Here is a 17,200-nt window from a genome sequence, read left to right on the forward strand (position 1 = left end):
AACGAGCCGATCCCGCCATGGGCCAGATAGAACTGACGGTTGTTATGAGTCTCCCGCCTCGACAAAGCCCTCTCGTCCAAGGCGTGGTGGTCACTGCGCTTTGCAAAAGTACCTAATTCGCCGACCCCAGCGCCTTGTCCAGCGCTTCCTTGACGTCGGCCGGCCATGTACTCACCGCTGGCCACGCGTCCGGCTCGGGCTTGTCGCCGCGGCGGGCGAAATAGAGCTTGTGCTTGACCGGGTCGACCGCCATGAAGCCGTCATTGCCGCCGCAATCATGCGGCACGCAGCCGCTGGCAAAGAAGGCACCCGACGCGGTTTTTTCCGTGCCGCCGCCGACCAGCAGGCTGGTCGCCATGTCGGGCATGTCCTTGCCAAGCAGCGTCTCGGCTAGCCTGTAGACAGCCTCGTTGTGGAAGGCGTCGATGATGTTGTCGTATTTCGACGGATCGACGTCTTTCCAGTCGGTGCCCGGCTCCGGCATGTAGGTGAGATTGCCGGAAGTCATCAGTCCGGCCGTCGGCGACCATTGCAGCGCCGGCTTGGAATCGCCCGGCAGCAGATAGGGCACGAAATAGATGGCGCTGTCGGAGATCGCGGTCGGCGGCGCGCCGCATTCGTCCTGCTCGACCGTGACCGTCTGGATCGTGCCGCCTTCCGGCTTCCACACGATCACCTTGGCCGGGCCGCATTGATTGCCGCCGTCGCCGACATCGATCAGCGCCACCTTGACGCCGCCGACCTCGACGATCTTGTCGAAGAAGACGTCGTAATTGCGCGCCAGTTCCTTGCCGTCGAAGGCGAGCACCCGTTCCCCGTACTCTTCCTCCTGGGTGATGGTCAGTTGGCCGCCCTCGAACGGGATCGGCGCCTGTTTGTCATTGTCGGCTAGGGCCGCATTGCTCAACGCGCCCTGGTCGGCGGCCCTGCCGGGCGCATCGTCAGCCGGCACGAGCACCATGTCGGTCTGTGCATGCGCGCCAGCCACCGGCATCAGAATCCACGCCAGCGCGCAGGCGCCGACAAGAAGCGAACGTGTCATGACTGTCCCTCCGTTCAGCCGCCACGAACCCGGTCTGTCGCCGCCGGGGCATCGTACCACTCAGGCCCAGGGGCGCTCAGCGGCGTTCCTCTTCTCGAACGAAGCGATGGCGCCGGCTTTTTCCATGGTCAGGCCGATATCGTCGAGCCCGTTGAGCAGGCAATGGCGCTTGAACTCGTCGAGGTCGAACTTGACCACGCCGCCGTCAGGCCCACGGATTTCCTTGGCCTCCAGATCGACCGACAGCGTCGCGTTCGAACCGCGCGAGGCATCGTCCATCAGTTTCTCCAGGTCTTCCGGGCTGACGGTGATCGGCAGGATGCCGTTCTTGAAGCAATTGTTGTAGAAAATGTCGGCGAACGAGGTCGAGATGACGCAGCGGATGCCGAAGTCGAGCAGCGCCCACGGCGCATGTTCCCGGCTCGAGCCGCAGCCGAAATTATCGCCGGCGACCAGGATCTGCGCCTTGCGGTAGGCCGGCTTGTTGAGCACGAAGTCCGGGTTTTCCGAACCGTCGTCCTTGTAGCGCATTTCGGCAAACAGGCCGGTGCCGAGCCCGGTGCGCTTGATCGTCTTGAGATAATCCTTGGGGATGATCATGTCGGTGTCGACATTGACGATCGGCATCGGCGCGGCGACGCCGGTGAGCTTGGTGAATTTTTCCATGTCCTTGCCCGTCTTCTTCTCGTTGCGGGGAATTGCTGGCGCCCGGTGTACACAAAGCCGCGGGCAAATAAAAGGCGGCTGTTTTTGGACCTCCGTCGTCGATCGAAACACAAGATCGGTACAAAACAGCTTCAAAACCACCGGCCCATGGTGCACTTTTATCGACATGACAACGCGATCCAAGGTCCTCTACGCCAGCGAACCGGGTCTCGGCATCGCCGAGTTCCGCCGCGTTCTGGTGGAATCCGGCCTCGGCGCCAATCGCCCCGTCGATGACGACACCCGATTGAACGCGATGCTGACAGGGGCCAATTTGGTGCTCACCGCGCGTCTCGATACAGAAGGCAAGCCGCTGGTCGGTGTTGCCCGCGGTGTTACCGATTTCTCGTGGGTCTGTTACGTTTCCGAGCTCGCCGTTTGCAAATCGGCGCAAGGGCTCGGCATCGGCAAGGGCCTGCTTGATGAAGCGCGCCGGCAACTCGGGCCTTCCGTTGCCATAAGCCTGATTTCCATGCCCGACGCCGTCGGCTTTTATGAGCGCATCGGCATGAAGCGCGTGTCCGACGCGTTCTGGTTCGACCGCAAGCGCTGACGCGTTGCCTTGCCAGCTAGTGGATCGAATCTAACGTTTGGTGCCCGCGTTTGACCGCGGCGGCGATCCTGTCGGGGTCGGCGGTCCAGATGAAGGGTCTGGGCTGCTGGTTGTGCTCGGCGAGGAAGGGGTAGATTGCCGCCCTGGAGGTCGACCACCGAGTGAAAGACGCCGCGCTTGAGCGGCGCTTCGACAAGTGCGGGTGGCCGAGGGCGATCGCCCAGTCGGCGTCCTCGGCGACTACGGCGGCTGCTGATCCTCGAACCAGAATGATGACTGGCGTCGCGAGATGGTTCCCACCGACGGCAAGGGAAAATGCGACGTCATTACGATGCGGCCATTGTCCGAGCAAGCCTCCAGGAATGCCCATCTCGTCCGACGTGCCTGGTCAGGGTCCGTGTCGTACCGAAAGCTCCAGTCAGGGTATATGCATTGCATCGGCCAATGCATGAGATCGCCGGAAAACACTGCCCCTACGCCTCGAGATTTCAGGCCGATGGCTACGTGCCCCGGGGTGTGGCCCGGCGTCGGTTCCAGCCACACTTCGCCATCGAGTTCATAATCCATATCGACAAGCACAGCCCGACCAGCCTCGACGATTGGCAACACATTGTCCTCATAGGTCCGATCTTCGTCATCACCGGAGGCCGCCTGTGCGGCCTCGAACTCGCGCCGCGCCATGATGTAGCGGGCGTTCGGGAATGTCGGTATCCAACGCCCGTCCACCAATCGTGTGTTCCAACCGCAATGGTCGACATGAAGATGGGTGCACAGCACATAGTCGATCTGCTCGGGAGCAACACCTGCATTTGCCAGGCGCTCCAAAAAGGTGCCGTCATTGCGGCGATGCCAATGGGGGCAGTATGCGAACGTCTTATCGTTGCCGACGCAACTGTCGACCAGAATGGTGTGGTGTCCGGTACGAATAAGAAAACTCTGGATGGGAAGAATAAGCCGGCCGGTTGCAGGCGATATTAATCGCGGCGTGAGCCAATGAAGATGCGGTTCGAGCGCTTCATCGGTGCAGTCGGGAAACCATTCCGACGGCGTCCGCAGAGGGTCGCACATCTCCAGAATTCTGGTTATCCAGATATTCCCGATTCTCCAGTCATCCACTGACTGCATCCTTCTTCGATCGAGGACGGATCGCTAGAGATAACATTTGCGGCCAGATGGCGTCAGACATTTCTGCCTGTAGGAGAAGGAGCGCTCGCGATGTGGCCGCGCTCACGATCGGGTACCAAGCGTTAGAACTTAACCACTAGTGGTCGAAATCTGACGCTTGGTTCCGGGGCCGTAAGCCCGCTCAGGGTGGAAAGCGGACGCTACCATGTACTTTTTGGCAAAGCGCTCAGTGCGCGCGTGACGCAAGGTGAATTTCAAGCGGCTTTGAGATGAGGCCTTTATCAACGATGGCTTCAAGCGTCTGCTTCGTCAGACTGATATCGTCATATTGCTGCGGAACCGACAGAATTAACCCACCCTCTTCGGGCGTAGCATAAAACACTACATAGCCTTTCGCCTCACCGGCGAGAGGGAAGGCGAAAGTATTGATTTCAGTATCCATTACTCGCTTGCCAAAAAAATAATTGGCACGATTATTCTGCTGACGTAATTCAAACTCCTGATGCTGGCGAACAGAGTATATACGTTTGTTCTCCGGTGACTCAGGGTCGTTGCTGCATCCAGAGAATGGGATAATTGCGAACATCAACACTGAAAGTGCCTTCCAACTAGTGGAGGTCAAGTCAAATTCCTGCTTTCCATGGCTCTTTAAGTATCTGCCCTAGATGTCCGAAATGAGTCGGCAGCGGTATTCCGTTTCGGGTACCAAGCGCCAGGTTTTGACTACCAGCGTGCGGACTTTTGATATCGGCGGGGCAGCCTCCCCTCTGTCCGGCAGGACAGAGGGGAGGGCGGGAACTCGACAGAGCGGCTTATTCTGGGCGGCCTTCCCTCAAATCACGTTCAATTCACGAAACGCCCGCCCCTCAGCGACACGGCTATACCCAAACGCCGAGCAATCCACCGTGCGATAGCCGCCATGGACGATCAGTTCGGCCAGCGCTTTGCCGACCGCCGGCGCCTGCTGCAAGCCGTGGCCGGAAAAACCGTTGGCGAAGAAGAAATTGCCGACCTCGGGATGCGAACCGATCACCGCGTTCTGGTCGAGCGTGTTGTAGTCGTAATGGCCGACCCAGGCGCGCGTCGGCTTGATCGCCTCGAAGGCCGGAATACGGGTCGCCAGCACCGGCCAGATCACCTCTTCGAACAGCGGCCAGTCGGGTTCGAAATCTGTGGGGTCGGCGGGGCCTTCGCCCTCTTCCGGCTCGGCGCCGCCGGTGATGTAGACCGAACCTTCCGGCCGGACATAGATGCCGCTCGGGTCGACCAGCAGCGGCATGTCGTCATATTTTTCGCGCGCCTCGAAGACGAAGACATTGCGCTTGCGCGGCTCCACCGGCAGTGCCAGCCCGGCCATTGCTGCCACCTTGCCGGCATTCGGCCCGGCAGCATTGACGACGATGCCGGCCTCAAGCCGCTCGCCATTTTCGAGGGTCACACCGGTGACGCGGCCGCCTTGCCGCTCGATGCCGGTCACCGACGCCGTGATGAAGTCGATATCCTTCGTCCGCAGCGCCTTGCGGAACAGCATCAGCATCGCATGCGCGTCGAACCAGCCCTCGCCGCTGCGGCCGTAGGCCCCGGCACTGATACCCTCGGCCGATAGCCACGGAAACCGACGAACAAGCGCCTCGGCATCCTCGAGCACGATGTCGGCGCCCTCGGCCATCTGCGCCTCGTGGTTGGCCTGCAGGATAGGCAGCCCGTTTTCGCCGACAAGGATCAGATAGCCGCCTTCGCGAAAGCCGATATCGGCGTCCGCCCCGAATTCTTCCTTCAACCGCCGGAACAGTTTCAGCGTGAACTGCGACAGCCGGATGTTTTCAGGGATCGAGAACTGCTGGCGGATGGAGGCGCAGGACAGCGTTGTCGCCGCATGGGAAAATTGCGGGTCGCGCTCGACAACCGCGATCGGGCCCGAAAACCCTTCCTCGCGCAGATAATAGGCGACCGAGGAGCCGACGATGGCTCCGCCGATGATGATGATGTCGTAATGCACCTTTTTCGCCCTTCCGGTCTGAACCGCCGAGTCACGCCGCCGGCAGGATGATCTCGAAGCGCGTGCCGCTCGCCAAGTCAACCAGCCGGATCGTGCCATCATGCGCTTTCAGGAGGGCCAGCACGATGCCGAGGCCCATGCCGGTGCCGCCGGAATCGCGGCGCGTGGTGAAGAACGGCTCGAAGATGCGGCCTCGGTTGCTGGGCGAAATGCCGGCGCCGTCATCGTCCACCACAATGGTGGCCTTGCCGTCCGCGATTGCTGCCGTGACCGAGACCAGCGTCGCGCCGTGTCGCGCCGAATTGTCGATGAGATTGGCCAACACGATCGCGGCGTTTTCGGCCGATATGCGCAGGCCGATATCGGCGCCCGCCTCGAGGCGCACCGCCAGCCTGTGGTCGGCCGGCAGCAGCGCCAGTGCCGGAGCGAGTGATGTGCCTTGGCCGCTGGGCTCGAGATTTTCGGCACGCGCAAGGTCAAGCAGGCGGCGCACCAGCAGATTGAGCCGGCCGGCATCGGTGACGATATTGTCTGAAAAACGCCGCCGCTCGGCCTCGTCCATCGCGCCGCCCGAATCGCGCAGCAGTTCGGCTGCCCCCTGGATCGCCGTCAGCGGCGATTTGAGTTCGTGCGAGACGTGGGTGGCGAAGGTCTGGATGCTGTCGGAGCGCGCATGCAGCTTTTCGCCCATGTCGAGGAAGGCCGCGGAGAGCGCCGCCATTTCGCGCGTGCCGTGGTGATCAAGCGGCCTGATCGCCTCACGGTCGCCGGCGGCGATGCGCTCGGTGCGCTCGATCAGTGCATAGATCGGCCGGCTGACGGTGCGCAGGAAGACCAGCCCGATCAGCAGCGTGCCGCCGAGGATGGCGATTGCCGCCAGCGCCACCTTGCCGCGCTCGCCAAAGAGATGCTTGACGATGTTGTTCGGCGTCCGCGACAGATAGACCACGCCGGCGACCTTGCCGGAGACCGCAACTGGTATGGCGACGAAGACGCGGACTTTGGTGCCGCGGCTGACCGAATAGAGCGGCGGCGACGGCTGGTCGGGAACCCGCAGCCTGAGCGCGCTGGCGTAGCGGCCGGCAAGTGCTGCGCGAACCTCTTCGACAGCGGCGAGCGACAGGCCGGCCTCCTCACGCCCGGCGATGACCACGCCTCTGGGATCGAGCAGCCGGAAGCCGGCCAGCGTGGTTTTCTGCGTCGCGGCAAGAATGCCCGACAGCCGCGCGCCGATCGCCGCGACGGCAGGATCGACGCTGGCCGCCGTGGCCGCTGGCCGGGTCGGCAGTATCCTGTCGGACGCAAGATCGAGGCGCGGTTCGATCGGCTGATAGGCAGAAGCCCGATCCCTTGTACTGGGTGGAGGCATAGGTGTGCCGAGCTTTTCCGGGGCAAGGCCGGCCTCACGGACCTCTTGCGCATAGATCGCGGCAAGGGCGGCACCTTGCGCGATCAGCTCGGCCTCGGTCTGGCGGATCAGCTGGTTCTCGTACAGCCGGAAGAAGAACAGGCCGGCCAGCGGCAGTGCCATCACCATGATCAGGATGGCAATGACGACCGTGGCAAGCCGTGGCCGCCATTTGCTGCCAATCCGTTCTTGGGCGCTCACGCGCCGCATTTGCCGAGCCGGAAGCCGACGCCATGCACGGTCTCGATTGCATCGACGCAGCCGACCGCCGCCAGCTTGGCGCGGATGTTGCGGACATGGCTGTCGACGGTGCGGTCGGCGACGTGGATATTGGCAGCATAGGCATTAGCCATCACCATGTCGCGGCCGAGCACATGCGCGGGACGCGCCAAAAACCCTTTCAGGATCGCGAATTCGATGCCCGTCAGCACCAGCGGCTTGCCGTCGAAGCTGGCTGTATGGCTTGCCGGCACTAAGGCCAGTCTGCCATGCGAGAATTGCCGATCATCGGCATGTTCGGGCGCAGGCCGGGCGCGGCGCAGGATGACGTTGACGCGGGCGACCAGCTCGCGCGGGCTGAACGGCTTGGTGACATAGTCGTCGCCGCCCATTTCCAGCCCGAGGATGCGGTCGATCTCTTCATCCCGCGCTGACAGGAACAGCACCGGCACGTCGGATGTGTGGCGCAGCCGCCGGCACACTTCCAGCCCGTCCATTTCCGGCATGCCGATGTCGAGCACGACGAGATCGGGCGCGCGGCGTTCGATCGCCTGCAAGGCAGCCGCGCCGTCCGGCACCGCCAGCGTCTTCATGCCGGCCTTTTCGAGCGCGAAGCAGATGATTTCGCGAATGTGCGGATCGTCGTCGGCGACCAGTATGTGGTGCGGCATCAAATCAGCGGCCCGGCATGAAGGGTTCGGACATCGGAGGAACCACGAACGGGATACGTGTGTCGAGAGCACGAAGGCGCCGCCAGTCGCGAAAGCTCCAGGCGCGCCAGTTTTCTAGGCCGGCGCGGTAGCGGGCCTCGTCCTGCCCAAGCAAACGGGCGAGTTCGCGGTACGAGGAAACGCTGGCCGCATTCGTCCTGCCCTGATGCTCGAGGAAACGGTCGAGCGCCGGCCAGGCGCTGGGACCGAGCGTACGCAGATACCAGAAATCGAGTTCGGTGCCTTGGCCGGTCATTTCGAATGAGTGCTCGACATTGTAGTTGGCGATCAGCGCCGCGAAGTTGACGAAGCAGCAGGCATAGAGCGTCATTGAAAGCGTCAGAAGATTGGCGGAAAGCAGCCATTCATTGGATTTTTCGAACGCGATGCGGGCGATGATCAGGGCAAGGCCCGCCGCCACCAGTCCCATCCAGACGAAGGCGGCGATGCGCCAGTAGGTCAGCGCGTAGATGCCGATATAGAGGTCGAGCCGCAGGATCGACGAGATGACCAGCACGATGTTCTGCGCCACCCAGACGTAGACCAGCCGGCGGATGAGCGGATCGCTGGAGGTCGTGCTGCCCGGCCGCAGCGCCGCCAGGACGAAGCCAGCTGCGAGCAGCGCTGTGATGATCAAGGGATAGGCGCCGCGATGCGCATAGGCGGCGTAGGTCAGCCCGTCGGGAAGCGCGATGCCGCCCCACAGATAGGTGGCGTCGAGCGCGGTCTGCATCGCGAAAAGGATGTTGAAGACGACCAGCGCACGAAGAATCGCGGCCTTGCCGAAGATGATGTCCTCGATCGCCTTGGCGGGTTTTGTCGTCGCCCGGCCGACAGGCACAGGCGACAGCACACGCGGAATGGAGCGGAGAAAGCGCGGTAGGCGCGGGCGCAGAAAGGCCCAGACGCCGACCAGCACGAACAGCCAGAAGGCGAGACGCGGCAGCTGGATGAGCTCGAGCAGTGCCATTAGGTCGATCAGCGACAGCCAGTATTCGACGACCGGATTGGCGGCGCCGAACAGCGCGAGAAACACCGCGCCGAGGCTTAGCGGCATGACCCAGACGGCAATCGTCGCAAGGCGCACGCGCCGTCGGCCAAGCTGCCGGGCCGCCTTGCGCCAGCGAAAGAAATCCAGGACGAACCGAAAGGGCGTTGCAAGCAGGAATAGCGAGAGTTGGCCGGCAATGCGGGCAACCCCGTGCTTCAACCGCCCGGCCAGCGAAAGCGCGAAGACGGCCAGCGCCGCCAGCCCGATCGAGACGGACAGCGCACTGACATTTTCCGCGACCGGCAGCAGCGCCACAAGCAGCGCAACTGGCTTGAACCAGGGCCTGCCATCGTTGAAGGAGCCGAGAGGATGGACAGCCATGCTCGTGGTGGCAATCGCAACGCCGAACAGGAAAAGCGTGATGCCGGCCGGTTGGCTATAGAAGAAAAAATCGGCCAGCGCGACGAGCAGGACGGCAACGCCGAAGCGGCTGCAATAGCTCGGCGCCGGCGTGAGGAACGCTGTCATGATCGGGCTTTCTCGGCCGCTTTGATGCGGCCGGAATATCTGGGCGGGGATTTGCGGACGAAAGAGAGGAGGTTTGCCGGGGGCGGATCGACAAGCCACCAGCTGTCGCGGCGAAGCCGGTACGGCAGGGACCAACGGCAATTTGTTTGCTCTTGCATGCCGCCCTTGTCGCATTCTGTCGGGTGGCAAGCGGGGCGGAGACGAGGAGATTTTCCGAAATTGCGTGCAGTTTTTATGCACGGCTTGCCTCGGCCGTCTGCAGGCGGCATAGATCGGACATGACTGCCGAACCCTCCCGCCCGCGCCGCTCGGTGCTTTACGTCCCGGCTTCGAACGACAAGGCATTGGCCAAGATCCGGTCGCTGGCCTGCGATGCCGTCGTCATCGATCTCGAGGACGCCGTCGCCCCGGCCGACAAGCTTTCCGCGCGCGAAAAACTGGCGGGGATTTTCGCCGGCCGTTCCAACCGGCGCTGCGAGATGGTTGTGCGCATCAATGCGCTGTCGAGCGAATGGGGCGCCGACGATCTGCTGGCTGCGGCAAAATGCGCTCCCGACGCCATCCTGCTGCCCAAGGTCGACACGCCGCGCGACATTCTCGAGGCCGGTGACGTTCTCGACGACAATTTTGCGCCGGACGAGGTCAAGCTATGGGCGATGAGGAGACACCCAAGGCGCTGCTCAACATCGGCCCGATCGCCGAGCTTGGCCGCGACCCAGCCTCTCGACTGGTTTGTTTCGTTGCCGGAACGAATGATCTGGTCAAGGACACCGGAATTCTCACCACGCCCGACCGGCGCTATCTCGTGCCGTGGCTGATGCAGATGGTGCTCGCCGCGCGCGCCGGCAGCCTCGACCTGCTCGACGGCGTCTTCAATGATTTTAGCGATATGGACGGGTTTGCGCGCGAGTGCACGGAAGCGGCCGCCATGGGCTTCGACGGCAAATCGCTGATCCATCCGGCCCAGATCGAGGCCGCAAACCGGGCCTTTGCGCCGTCGCCTGAAGCGATAGCCGAGGCGGGCGCGATCAAGGATGCCTTCGCGCTCGCCGAAAATACCGGCAAGGCGGTGATTGCGCTGAACGGAAAGATGGTCGAGCGGCTGCATCTGGCGCAGGCCGAAAAACTGCTGGCGAAGGCCGCCGCTGTTCGCGCATGATTGCAACTCACGACGGGATTGAAAATGAAACTCTACCGCTTTTTGTCCGGCCCGGACGACGCCAGCTTCTGCCACAAGGTGACGGCGGCGCTCAACAAGGGCTGGCACCTGTTCGGCTCGCCGACCTATGCCTATGACAAGAATGCCAAGACCATGCGCTGCGGCCAGGCGGTGGTGAAGGACATCGAAGGCCAGGAATACGGCCCCGACACCAAGCTCAGCGACTGGTAGCGCTGACATCGCTTCGGGTGCCCGCGAATGCGGGACACTTCTGGACGCTGGCGCGAAGGAACGCTGCGCTCTCCAGTCAAAACGACGTCACTCCGCTGCCTCTTCGATCTTCTCCATATCATCGTCCGACAGGCCGAAATGGTGACCGATCTCATGGATCAGCACATGGGTGACGATGTCGCCCAGCGTCTCCTCGTTCTCGCCCCAGTAGTCGAGGATGGCGCGGCGGTAGAGCGTGATCCGGTTCGGGCCTTCGCCGGTCTGCGGATTCCAGCGCTCGGCGATGCCGCGCCCCTCGAACAGGCCGAGCAGGTCGAAGGGCGTTTCCAGCGAAAGGTCGTCCATGATCTCGTCGGTCGGGAATTCGGCGATCTGAATGACGATCTCGCCGGTCAGCTTGCGAAACTCCTCCGGCAGATGGGCATAGGCCTCCAGCGCCAGGAGCTCGATTTCCTCCATCGTTGGCGAAAGCTGGTCGTGCCAGATGCGGGTTTGGTAGATGCGAGCCATGCTTTGTCCTTTGATCCCGGCATATAGGCTTTCGGGCCGGACTCGGCAAATGGTCGGGCTGGAGCGCCCGGACCATGCCATCAAGGCAGGAATAAATTCCCCATGACTCCGCTTGACTCTTTGGCCGCCCTCTGGAATCTATAGGAACATAACAGGAACAATTGTGAGTGGAAGCTGACCGTCATGGCGACAAGCGCCGTGGCGCGGGAGACTGTTTTTGCCCTGCGCCGCCAGATCGCGAAGATCGAAGGGACCTTGTCCGAGCGCCTGGAAGCGCCGGCCGGTTCGTCGTTTGACGCGGATGTGCCTCGCCAGAGTCTGGCATCCTCTCGGAATCCGACACCCGCTCGGAATCTGACGATTGTCCGTCGCGGCCTCGCCGTGGCGCCGCCCGATGCGTTTTTGCGCACCGGTGCCGAGCGCCTCGATGCTGCGCTGAGCGGCGGCCTGCCGAAGGCGGCGCTGAGCGAGTTTCATGGCGCCGCGACCCGCGATGCCGGAGCAGTCGCCGGTTTTGTCCTGTCGCTCATCAGCCTGATCCTCAGCCAGGGGCCGCGACTGCCGGTGCTGTGGATCGGCACATCCGAGGTTTTCCGCGAGGCCGGCTTTCCCTATGCCGGGGGGCTTCACGCCTTCTTCGGCATCGAGCCGGAGCAATTGCTGTTTTCCGAGGCGCCAAGGCTGCTCGATGCGCTGTGGGTCGCCGAGGAGGCCGCCAGGATGACGGCGCTGGCCGCAGTCATCCTCGAAATCCGTGGCAACCCGCAGCGGCTGGATCTCACCGCGACGCGGCGGCTGCACGCCCGGGCGCAGAGTGCCGGCCGGCCGCTGTTCCTGCTGCGCCAGGCCGGCGAGCCCGAGCCGACGGCAGCGCCCGTCCGCCTCATCCTGTCGGCGGCACCGGCGGCAGCGCGCGAGACGATCGCCGGGCCGCTCGCCGGCTCGATCGGCCGGCCCGCCTTCACCATCACCATCGGCAAGAGCCGCACTGCCTTGCCCGGAAAATTCACACTGGAGTGGAACCCCGATGAACGCATATTCGAAGAAAGACGGGGCGAGGAATGGGCAAAGAATCCTGTCCCTGTGGTTTCCACATCTCGCCGCCGAGAGGATCCTGCGGCAGCGCCTGGGGCGGTCCTGGCGTTCCCGGCCGTCGGATCACCTGCCGCTGGTGATCAGTCACCGCGACCGGAACGCCCAGCGCATCGCCGCCCTCGACGAGCGGGCCGAGGCGCTTAACCTGAAACGCGGCATGGGCATAGCCGATGCACGCGCCATGCATCCCTCGATCGACATCGTGGGGGCCGATCCGGAAGCCGACCGGCGCCTGCTCGAAGGCCTCGCCGACTGGTGCGACCGCTATACCCCGCTGGTGGCGCTCGACGGGGCCGATGGCCTCTATCTCGACGTCACCGGCTGCACCCATCTTTTCGGCGGCGAACGCTCGATGCTGGACGACATCCTGTCGCGTTTTTTCCATCAGGGCTTCGATGTCCGCGCCGGGCTTGCCGCCACGCCGGGCTCGGCCTGGGCGGCGGCGCGGTTTGCCGGCGACCGCATCGTTCCCGATGGTGAGGAGGAAGCGCTTCTCGCGCCCTTGCCGTTGGCGGCACTGCGCATCGATCCAGAGGTCCGCGCCAGCCTCGAAAGCGTCGGCCTGCGCACGGCGGGCGCCGTCATGGCGGCACCGCGCGCGCCGCTGGCCCGCCGCTTCGGCGCATCGCTGCTATTGCGCCTCGACCAGGCGCTCGGCCGCCTCGACGAAGCCGTGTCGCCGCGCCTGCCGGTCGCGCCGCTTTCGGTCGAACGCCACCTCGCCGAGCCGATCATGCTGACCGAGGACATCGAGCGGCTGACAGGCATGCTGGCGGCCACATTGAAGAAGGACCTCGAGCGTCGCGGCGAGGGCGCAAGGCGGCTGGCGCTGCTGCTCTTTCGCGTCGATGGCGGCGTCAGCCGCATCGCCGTCGGCACCTCGCGACCTTTGCGCGAGCCGCTGCTGATCCAGAAATTGTTTCACGAAAGGCTTGCCGCGCTCGAACAGAATATCGACGCCGGCTATGGTTTCGATCTCGTGCGCCTCTCGGTGCTGACCGCCGCCGCCTTCGACATGCAGCAGGCAGACCTTGCCGGCGAGACGAACGACGGGGGCGCCGACATCGCGCTTTTTGCCGACCGCATCCGCGCCCGGCTCGGCGAAGGCGCGGTCTTGAAGCCGGTCGCCGTCGAGAGCCATCTGCCGGAGCGCGCCGTCGCCGCCATTCCCTTCGCCGAAGCGCCGCAGAGAAGCTCGCCGCCGAAGCAGCCGGACAAGGTGAAGGATGCTCCCACGACCGTCTTCCAGCCGGAACGGCCGATCCGGCTTTTCCGTTCGCCCGAGCCGATCGAGGTGCCGGCCACCGAAATGCCGGAAGGCCCACCTTTGAACTTCCGCTGGCGGCGCGCGCTCTACCGGGTCGCGCGCGCCGAAGGGCCGGAGCGCATTGCGCCTGAATGGTGGCGAGAGGCGGCGGGACGGGAAGATGCGCCGACCCGGGACTATTTCCGCATCGAGGATGCCGACGGCCGCCGTTACTGGCTTTACCGCCAAGGCCTCTACGGCGCCTCGCAGCCCGCTCCGCGCTGGTTCATGCATGGAGTCTTCGCATGAATGCGCTGACAGCCGTTCCCTATGCCGAATTCGGCATCCAGTCGAACTTCTCGTTCCTGCGCGGCGCCTCGAAACCGGAGGAGCTGGTGGTCGCGGCGAAATTCATGGGGTTTTCAGCGATCGGGCTCGCCGACCGCAATACGGTGGCGGGCGTCGTGCGCGCCTGGCAGCAGGCCAAGGTGGAGGGTGTTTCCTATCATCCCGGCTGCCGCCTGGTATTTTGCGACGGCACGCCGGACATTCTCGCTTACCCGCAGAACCGCAAGGGCTGGGGCCATCTCTGCCGCATGCTGACGCAGGCCAATTTGCGCGACGAAAACGAAAAGGGAGCAACGCTTCTCAAACAAAGCGATCTTCTCGAATGGGGCGATCTCTTGTCGCTGGCCATCCTGCCGGATGTGTCGACGGGCGCGGCCGATAGCCTTGCTGTGCTTAGCCGGCTCACGGATCGCTTCGGCGAAAGCCTGCGGTTTGCGGTTTCGCCGGATTACCGCGGCAGCGACCGCTTCCGTATCGAGCAGGCGGCGGCGATGGCCGAACTGGCCGGCATCCCGCTGATGGCGACCAACGATGTGCTCTACCATACGTCGGAACGGCGCCCGCTGCAGGACGTGCTGACGGCGATCCGCCTCAATGTGCCCGTCGCCGAGGTGGGGCTGGAACTGGCGGCCAATGCCGAGCGTCATTTAAAGCTACCGCTGGAGATGGCACGGCTTTTCCGCAGGCATCCGCAAGCGCTGGCGGAAACGCTGCGTTTTGCCGGCGAGCTGAGCTTCTCGCTCAGTGACCTGCAATACAACTACCCCGACGAGCCGACGGAATCGGGCCTCGGGCCACAGGCCGAGCTGGAAAGGCTGGCCAAGGAGGGGGCCGCCATCCGCTACCCCTCGGGCGTGCCCGCTTTTGTGACGCAGCGCATCGAGGAGGAGCTCGCTCTGATCGAGCGCCTGAACTACGCGCGCTATTTCCTGACTGTCTACGATATCGTCAAATTCGCCCGCAGCCAGAACATTCTCTGCCAGGGGCGCGGCTCCGCCGCCAACTCGATCGTCTGCTTCTGCATCGGCATCACCGAAGTTGGCCCGGACAAGATCGACACGCTTTTCGAGCGCTTCATTTCCGAAGAAAGAAACGAGCCGCCCGACATCGATGTCGATTTCGAGCATGAAAAGCGCGAGGAGGTCATCCAGTACATCTATTCCAAATACAGCACCAAGCGCACCGCGCTGGCCGCCGCCGTCGTCAGCTACCGCGGCCGCTCTGCGGTGCGCGAAGTGGCCAAGGCGATGGGCCTGTCGGACGACGTCCGGAGCGCGCTGTCCAGTTCGATCTGGGGCTGGTCGACCTCGGAGCTCGGCGAAAAGGAGACAAAAGCCGGCGGCCTCGATCAGACCGATCCCTCGACAAGGCATGTGATCGAATGCGCCAACGAGATCATGGGCTTTCCCCGCCATTTGTCGCAGCATGTCGGCGGTTTCGTCATCACAAGGGACCGGCTCGACGAGATCGTACCCATCGTCAAGACGGCGATGGACGAGCGCAAGATGGTCGAGTGGGACAAGGACGACCTCGACGCGGTGAAAATCCTTAAAGTGGACGTGCTGGCGCTCGGCATGCTGACCTGCCTGCAGCGCGCCTTCACCCTGCTCCAGGATCATTATCCCGAGGCGCGGGACGCATATGGCCAACCCTATGTGTTGGCCACTCTCCCGGCCGAGGACAAACATGTCTACGACATGATCTGCCGCGCCGACACGATCGGCGTCTTCCAGATCGAATCGCGCGCGCAGATGTCGATGCTGCCGCGGCTGCGGCCGAAAAACTTCTACGATCTCGTCATCGAGGTGGCAATCGTGCGGCCCGGCCCGATCCAGGGTGACATGGTCCACCCTTATCTGCGCCGCCGGCAAGGCAAGGAAAAGCCCGAATACCCGAAGCCGGAACTGGAAAAAATACTCGGCAGGACGCTGGGCGTGCCGCTGTTCCAGGAACAGGCAATGAAGATTGCCATCGTTGCCGGCGGCTTCAGGCCGGGCGAGGCCGATGAATTGCGCCGCGCCATGGCCACCTTCAAGCGCACCGGCACGATCGGCAATTACCGCAAGAGGATGGTCGACGGCATGGTTGCCAAGGGCTACGAAAAAGACTTCGCCGAGCGTTGCTTCAAGCAGATCGAGGGCTTTGGCGAATACGGCTTTCCCGAAAGCCATGCCGCCTCCTTCGCCCTGCTGGTCTATGCCTCCTGCTGGTTCAAGACCTTCTATCCCGACGTGTTCTGCGCCGCGATTCTGAATTCCCAGCCGATGGGTTTTTACCAGCCGGCTCAGCTTGTCCGCGACGCGCATGATCATGGCGTCGAGATCCGAGAGGTCGACGTCAACTTTTCCGGCTGGGATTGCGCCTTGGAGCAATCGCCTTTCGATCCGGCCCGCATTCTCGACCGCCATGTTCAAATGCGCGGTGTCATCCGGACCAGCCATGCCGTCCGGCTTGGCTTTCGCCAGGTCAAAGGCCTGTCGAAGGAGCGCATGGAAGCATTTGTGGTGAGGCGCGGCGACGGCTACACATCCGTGCGCGATGTCTGGCTGCGCTCGGGCCTCAACGTCGACGAGATCGAAAAGCTGGCGCAGGCCGACGCCTTCCGCTCGCTTGGATTGAACCGCCGCAACGCTCTATGGGCGGTCCGCGCGCTCGACGGCAAGAGTGCCGCCGAAAAGCTGCCGCTGTTCGATCAGCCGGCGATCCGCTTGCGCGATCTCGAGCCTGAAACCCGGCTCCCGACAATGCCGCTCGGCGAGCACGTCGTCCACGACTACCGCTCGCTCGGCCTGTCGCTGAAGGCGCACCCGGTCGCCTTCCTGCGTCAAAGGCTGGATCGGTCCGGCGTCACGCCCAATGCGCGGCTCGGCCAGGTGCGGGACGGCCGGCGCGTTTCGGTCGCCGGCCTCGTGCTGGTGCGGCAGCGGCCGGGCAATGGCAAGGCGATTTTCCTGACGCTGGAAGACGAGAATGCGGTCGCCAACATCATTTTCTGGGAAAGGACTTTCGACCGCTTCCGCCCCATCGTCATGGGCGCGCGTCTCATCCGCGTCACCGGCAAGCTGCAATCGGAATCGGACGTCATCCATATCGTCGCCGAGAAGGTCGAGGATCTGACGCCGTGGCTGTCGGTGCTGCTGGAAGAGGCAGGACCTGAGCCTTCGAGCCGTACAGACGAGGCTCGGCCGGGCAGCATCGCGCAAACGGAATTATTGGGAAAGGCGGAGAAGGTCATGCCCAAGGGACGCAATTTTCAATAGGCCCCCTGTCTTCGTCAGAGCGTTGCTGCGGTGCGGAATTTGATGACGGCAGGACAGAGGGGGGCGCGAAG

Annotated in this window: 14 protein-coding genes and 2 pseudogenes; 6 read left to right on the top strand and 10 right to left on the bottom strand. The window is 63.5% G+C overall.

Annotated elements, in window-relative coordinates; translation table 11 throughout:
• Positions 1-112: 112 nt before the first annotated feature.
• Together NKI50_RS25015 and leuD are read right to left on the bottom strand one after the other, a co-directional pair.
• Complete coding sequence (locus NKI50_RS25015; RefSeq protein ID WP_352641060.1) at positions 113-1,042, bottom strand: Ivy family c-type lysozyme inhibitor; 930 nt, start codon at positions 1,040-1,042, stop codon at positions 113-115.
• Between the two features lie 60 nt (positions 1,043-1,102).
• A complete protein-coding gene (gene leuD / locus NKI50_RS25020) occupies positions 1,103-1,708 on the bottom strand; it encodes a 3-isopropylmalate dehydratase small subunit (protein WP_023721924.1) in 606 nt (201 codons plus the stop codon).
• Positions 1,709-1,874: 166 nt separating this feature from the next.
• On the opposite strand from leuD, the gene NKI50_RS25025 reads away from it, so the two are divergent.
• The gene (locus NKI50_RS25025; protein WP_352641062.1) at positions 1,875-2,300 is read left to right on the top strand and encodes a GNAT family N-acetyltransferase; all 426 of its coding nucleotides are present in this window, start codon (positions 1,875-1,877) and stop codon (positions 2,298-2,300) included.
• A 16-nt stretch (positions 2,301-2,316) separates the two neighbouring features.
• On the opposite strand, the pseudogene NKI50_RS25030 reads toward NKI50_RS25025, so the two are convergent.
• From NKI50_RS25030 to NKI50_RS25060, 7 genes and pseudogenes are all read right to left on the bottom strand, one after another.
• Positions 2,317-2,482 (bottom strand): annotated as a pseudogene (locus tag NKI50_RS25030) (IS630 family transposase); the annotation flags it as partial.
• 58 nt (positions 2,483-2,540) lie between these two features.
• A complete protein-coding gene (locus NKI50_RS25035; RefSeq protein WP_352641064.1) occupies positions 2,541-3,416 on the bottom strand; it encodes an MBL fold metallo-hydrolase in 876 nt (291 codons plus the stop codon).
• Between the two features lie 235 nt (positions 3,417-3,651).
• Complete coding sequence (locus tag NKI50_RS25040) at positions 3,652-4,047, bottom strand: hypothetical protein (RefSeq protein WP_352641066.1); 396 nt, start codon at positions 4,045-4,047, stop codon at positions 3,652-3,654.
• 210 nt (positions 4,048-4,257) lie between these two features.
• Entirely contained in the window at positions 4,258-5,424 is a 1,167-nt protein-coding gene (locus NKI50_RS25045; RefSeq protein ID WP_352641068.1) for an NAD(P)/FAD-dependent oxidoreductase, read from the bottom strand.
• Between the two features lie 31 nt (positions 5,425-5,455).
• Positions 5,456-6,955: an ATP-binding protein gene (locus tag NKI50_RS25050; protein WP_502900381.1), complete on the bottom strand. Its 1,500-nt coding sequence runs from the start codon at positions 6,953-6,955 to the stop codon at positions 5,456-5,458.
• A gap of 74 nt (positions 6,956-7,029) precedes the next feature.
• The gene (locus NKI50_RS25055) at positions 7,030-7,722 is read right to left on the bottom strand and encodes a response regulator transcription factor (RefSeq protein WP_352481091.1); all 693 of its coding nucleotides are present in this window, start codon (positions 7,720-7,722) and stop codon (positions 7,030-7,032) included.
• Between the two features lie 4 nt (positions 7,723-7,726).
• Complete coding sequence (locus NKI50_RS25060; protein WP_352717885.1) at positions 7,727-9,280, bottom strand: DUF4153 domain-containing protein; 1,554 nt, start codon at positions 9,278-9,280, stop codon at positions 7,727-7,729.
• A 278-nt stretch (positions 9,281-9,558) separates the two neighbouring features.
• On the opposite strand from NKI50_RS25060, the pseudogene NKI50_RS25065 reads away from it, so the two are divergent.
• A pseudogene (locus tag NKI50_RS25065) lies at positions 9,559-10,439 on the top strand (HpcH/HpaI aldolase/citrate lyase family protein).
• A 24-nt stretch (positions 10,440-10,463) separates the two neighbouring features.
• Positions 10,464-10,670: a DUF1737 domain-containing protein gene (locus NKI50_RS25070; RefSeq protein WP_023721934.1), complete on the top strand. Its 207-nt coding sequence runs from the start codon at positions 10,464-10,466 to the stop codon at positions 10,668-10,670.
• 87 nt (positions 10,671-10,757) lie between these two features.
• Here the strand turns inward: NKI50_RS25070 and NKI50_RS25075 are convergent, their stop codons facing one another.
• Entirely contained in the window at positions 10,758-11,180 is a 423-nt protein-coding gene (locus NKI50_RS25075) for a metallopeptidase family protein (RefSeq protein ID WP_352641076.1), read from the bottom strand.
• A 183-nt stretch (positions 11,181-11,363) separates the two neighbouring features.
• Here NKI50_RS25075 and NKI50_RS25080 point away from each other — a divergent pair, with 183 nt between their 5' ends.
• The 3 genes from NKI50_RS25080 to NKI50_RS25090 are packed head-to-tail and all read left to right on the top strand — an operon-like array spanning position 11,364 to position 17,129.
• Positions 11,364-12,419, top strand: a complete 1,056-nt coding sequence (locus NKI50_RS25080) for an ImuA family protein (protein ID WP_352641078.1) — start codon at positions 11,364-11,366, stop codon at positions 12,417-12,419.
• Complete coding sequence (locus NKI50_RS25085) at positions 12,352-13,830, top strand: DUF6504 family protein (protein WP_352641080.1); 1,479 nt, start codon at positions 12,352-12,354, stop codon at positions 13,828-13,830. The genes NKI50_RS25080 and NKI50_RS25085 overlap by 68 nt, the downstream gene beginning before the upstream one ends.
• Positions 13,827-17,129, top strand: coding sequence for an error-prone DNA polymerase (locus tag NKI50_RS25090; RefSeq protein WP_352496001.1), 3,303 nt, complete (start codon positions 13,827-13,829; stop codon positions 17,127-17,129). The genes NKI50_RS25085 and NKI50_RS25090 overlap by 4 nt, the downstream gene beginning before the upstream one ends.
• The last annotated feature ends 71 nt before the right edge of the window (positions 17,130-17,200 follow it).

Source organism: Mesorhizobium sp. M0563, from assembly GCF_040321065.1.
In the GTDB taxonomy this organism is placed as follows: Bacteria; Pseudomonadota; Alphaproteobacteria; order Rhizobiales; family Rhizobiaceae; genus Mesorhizobium.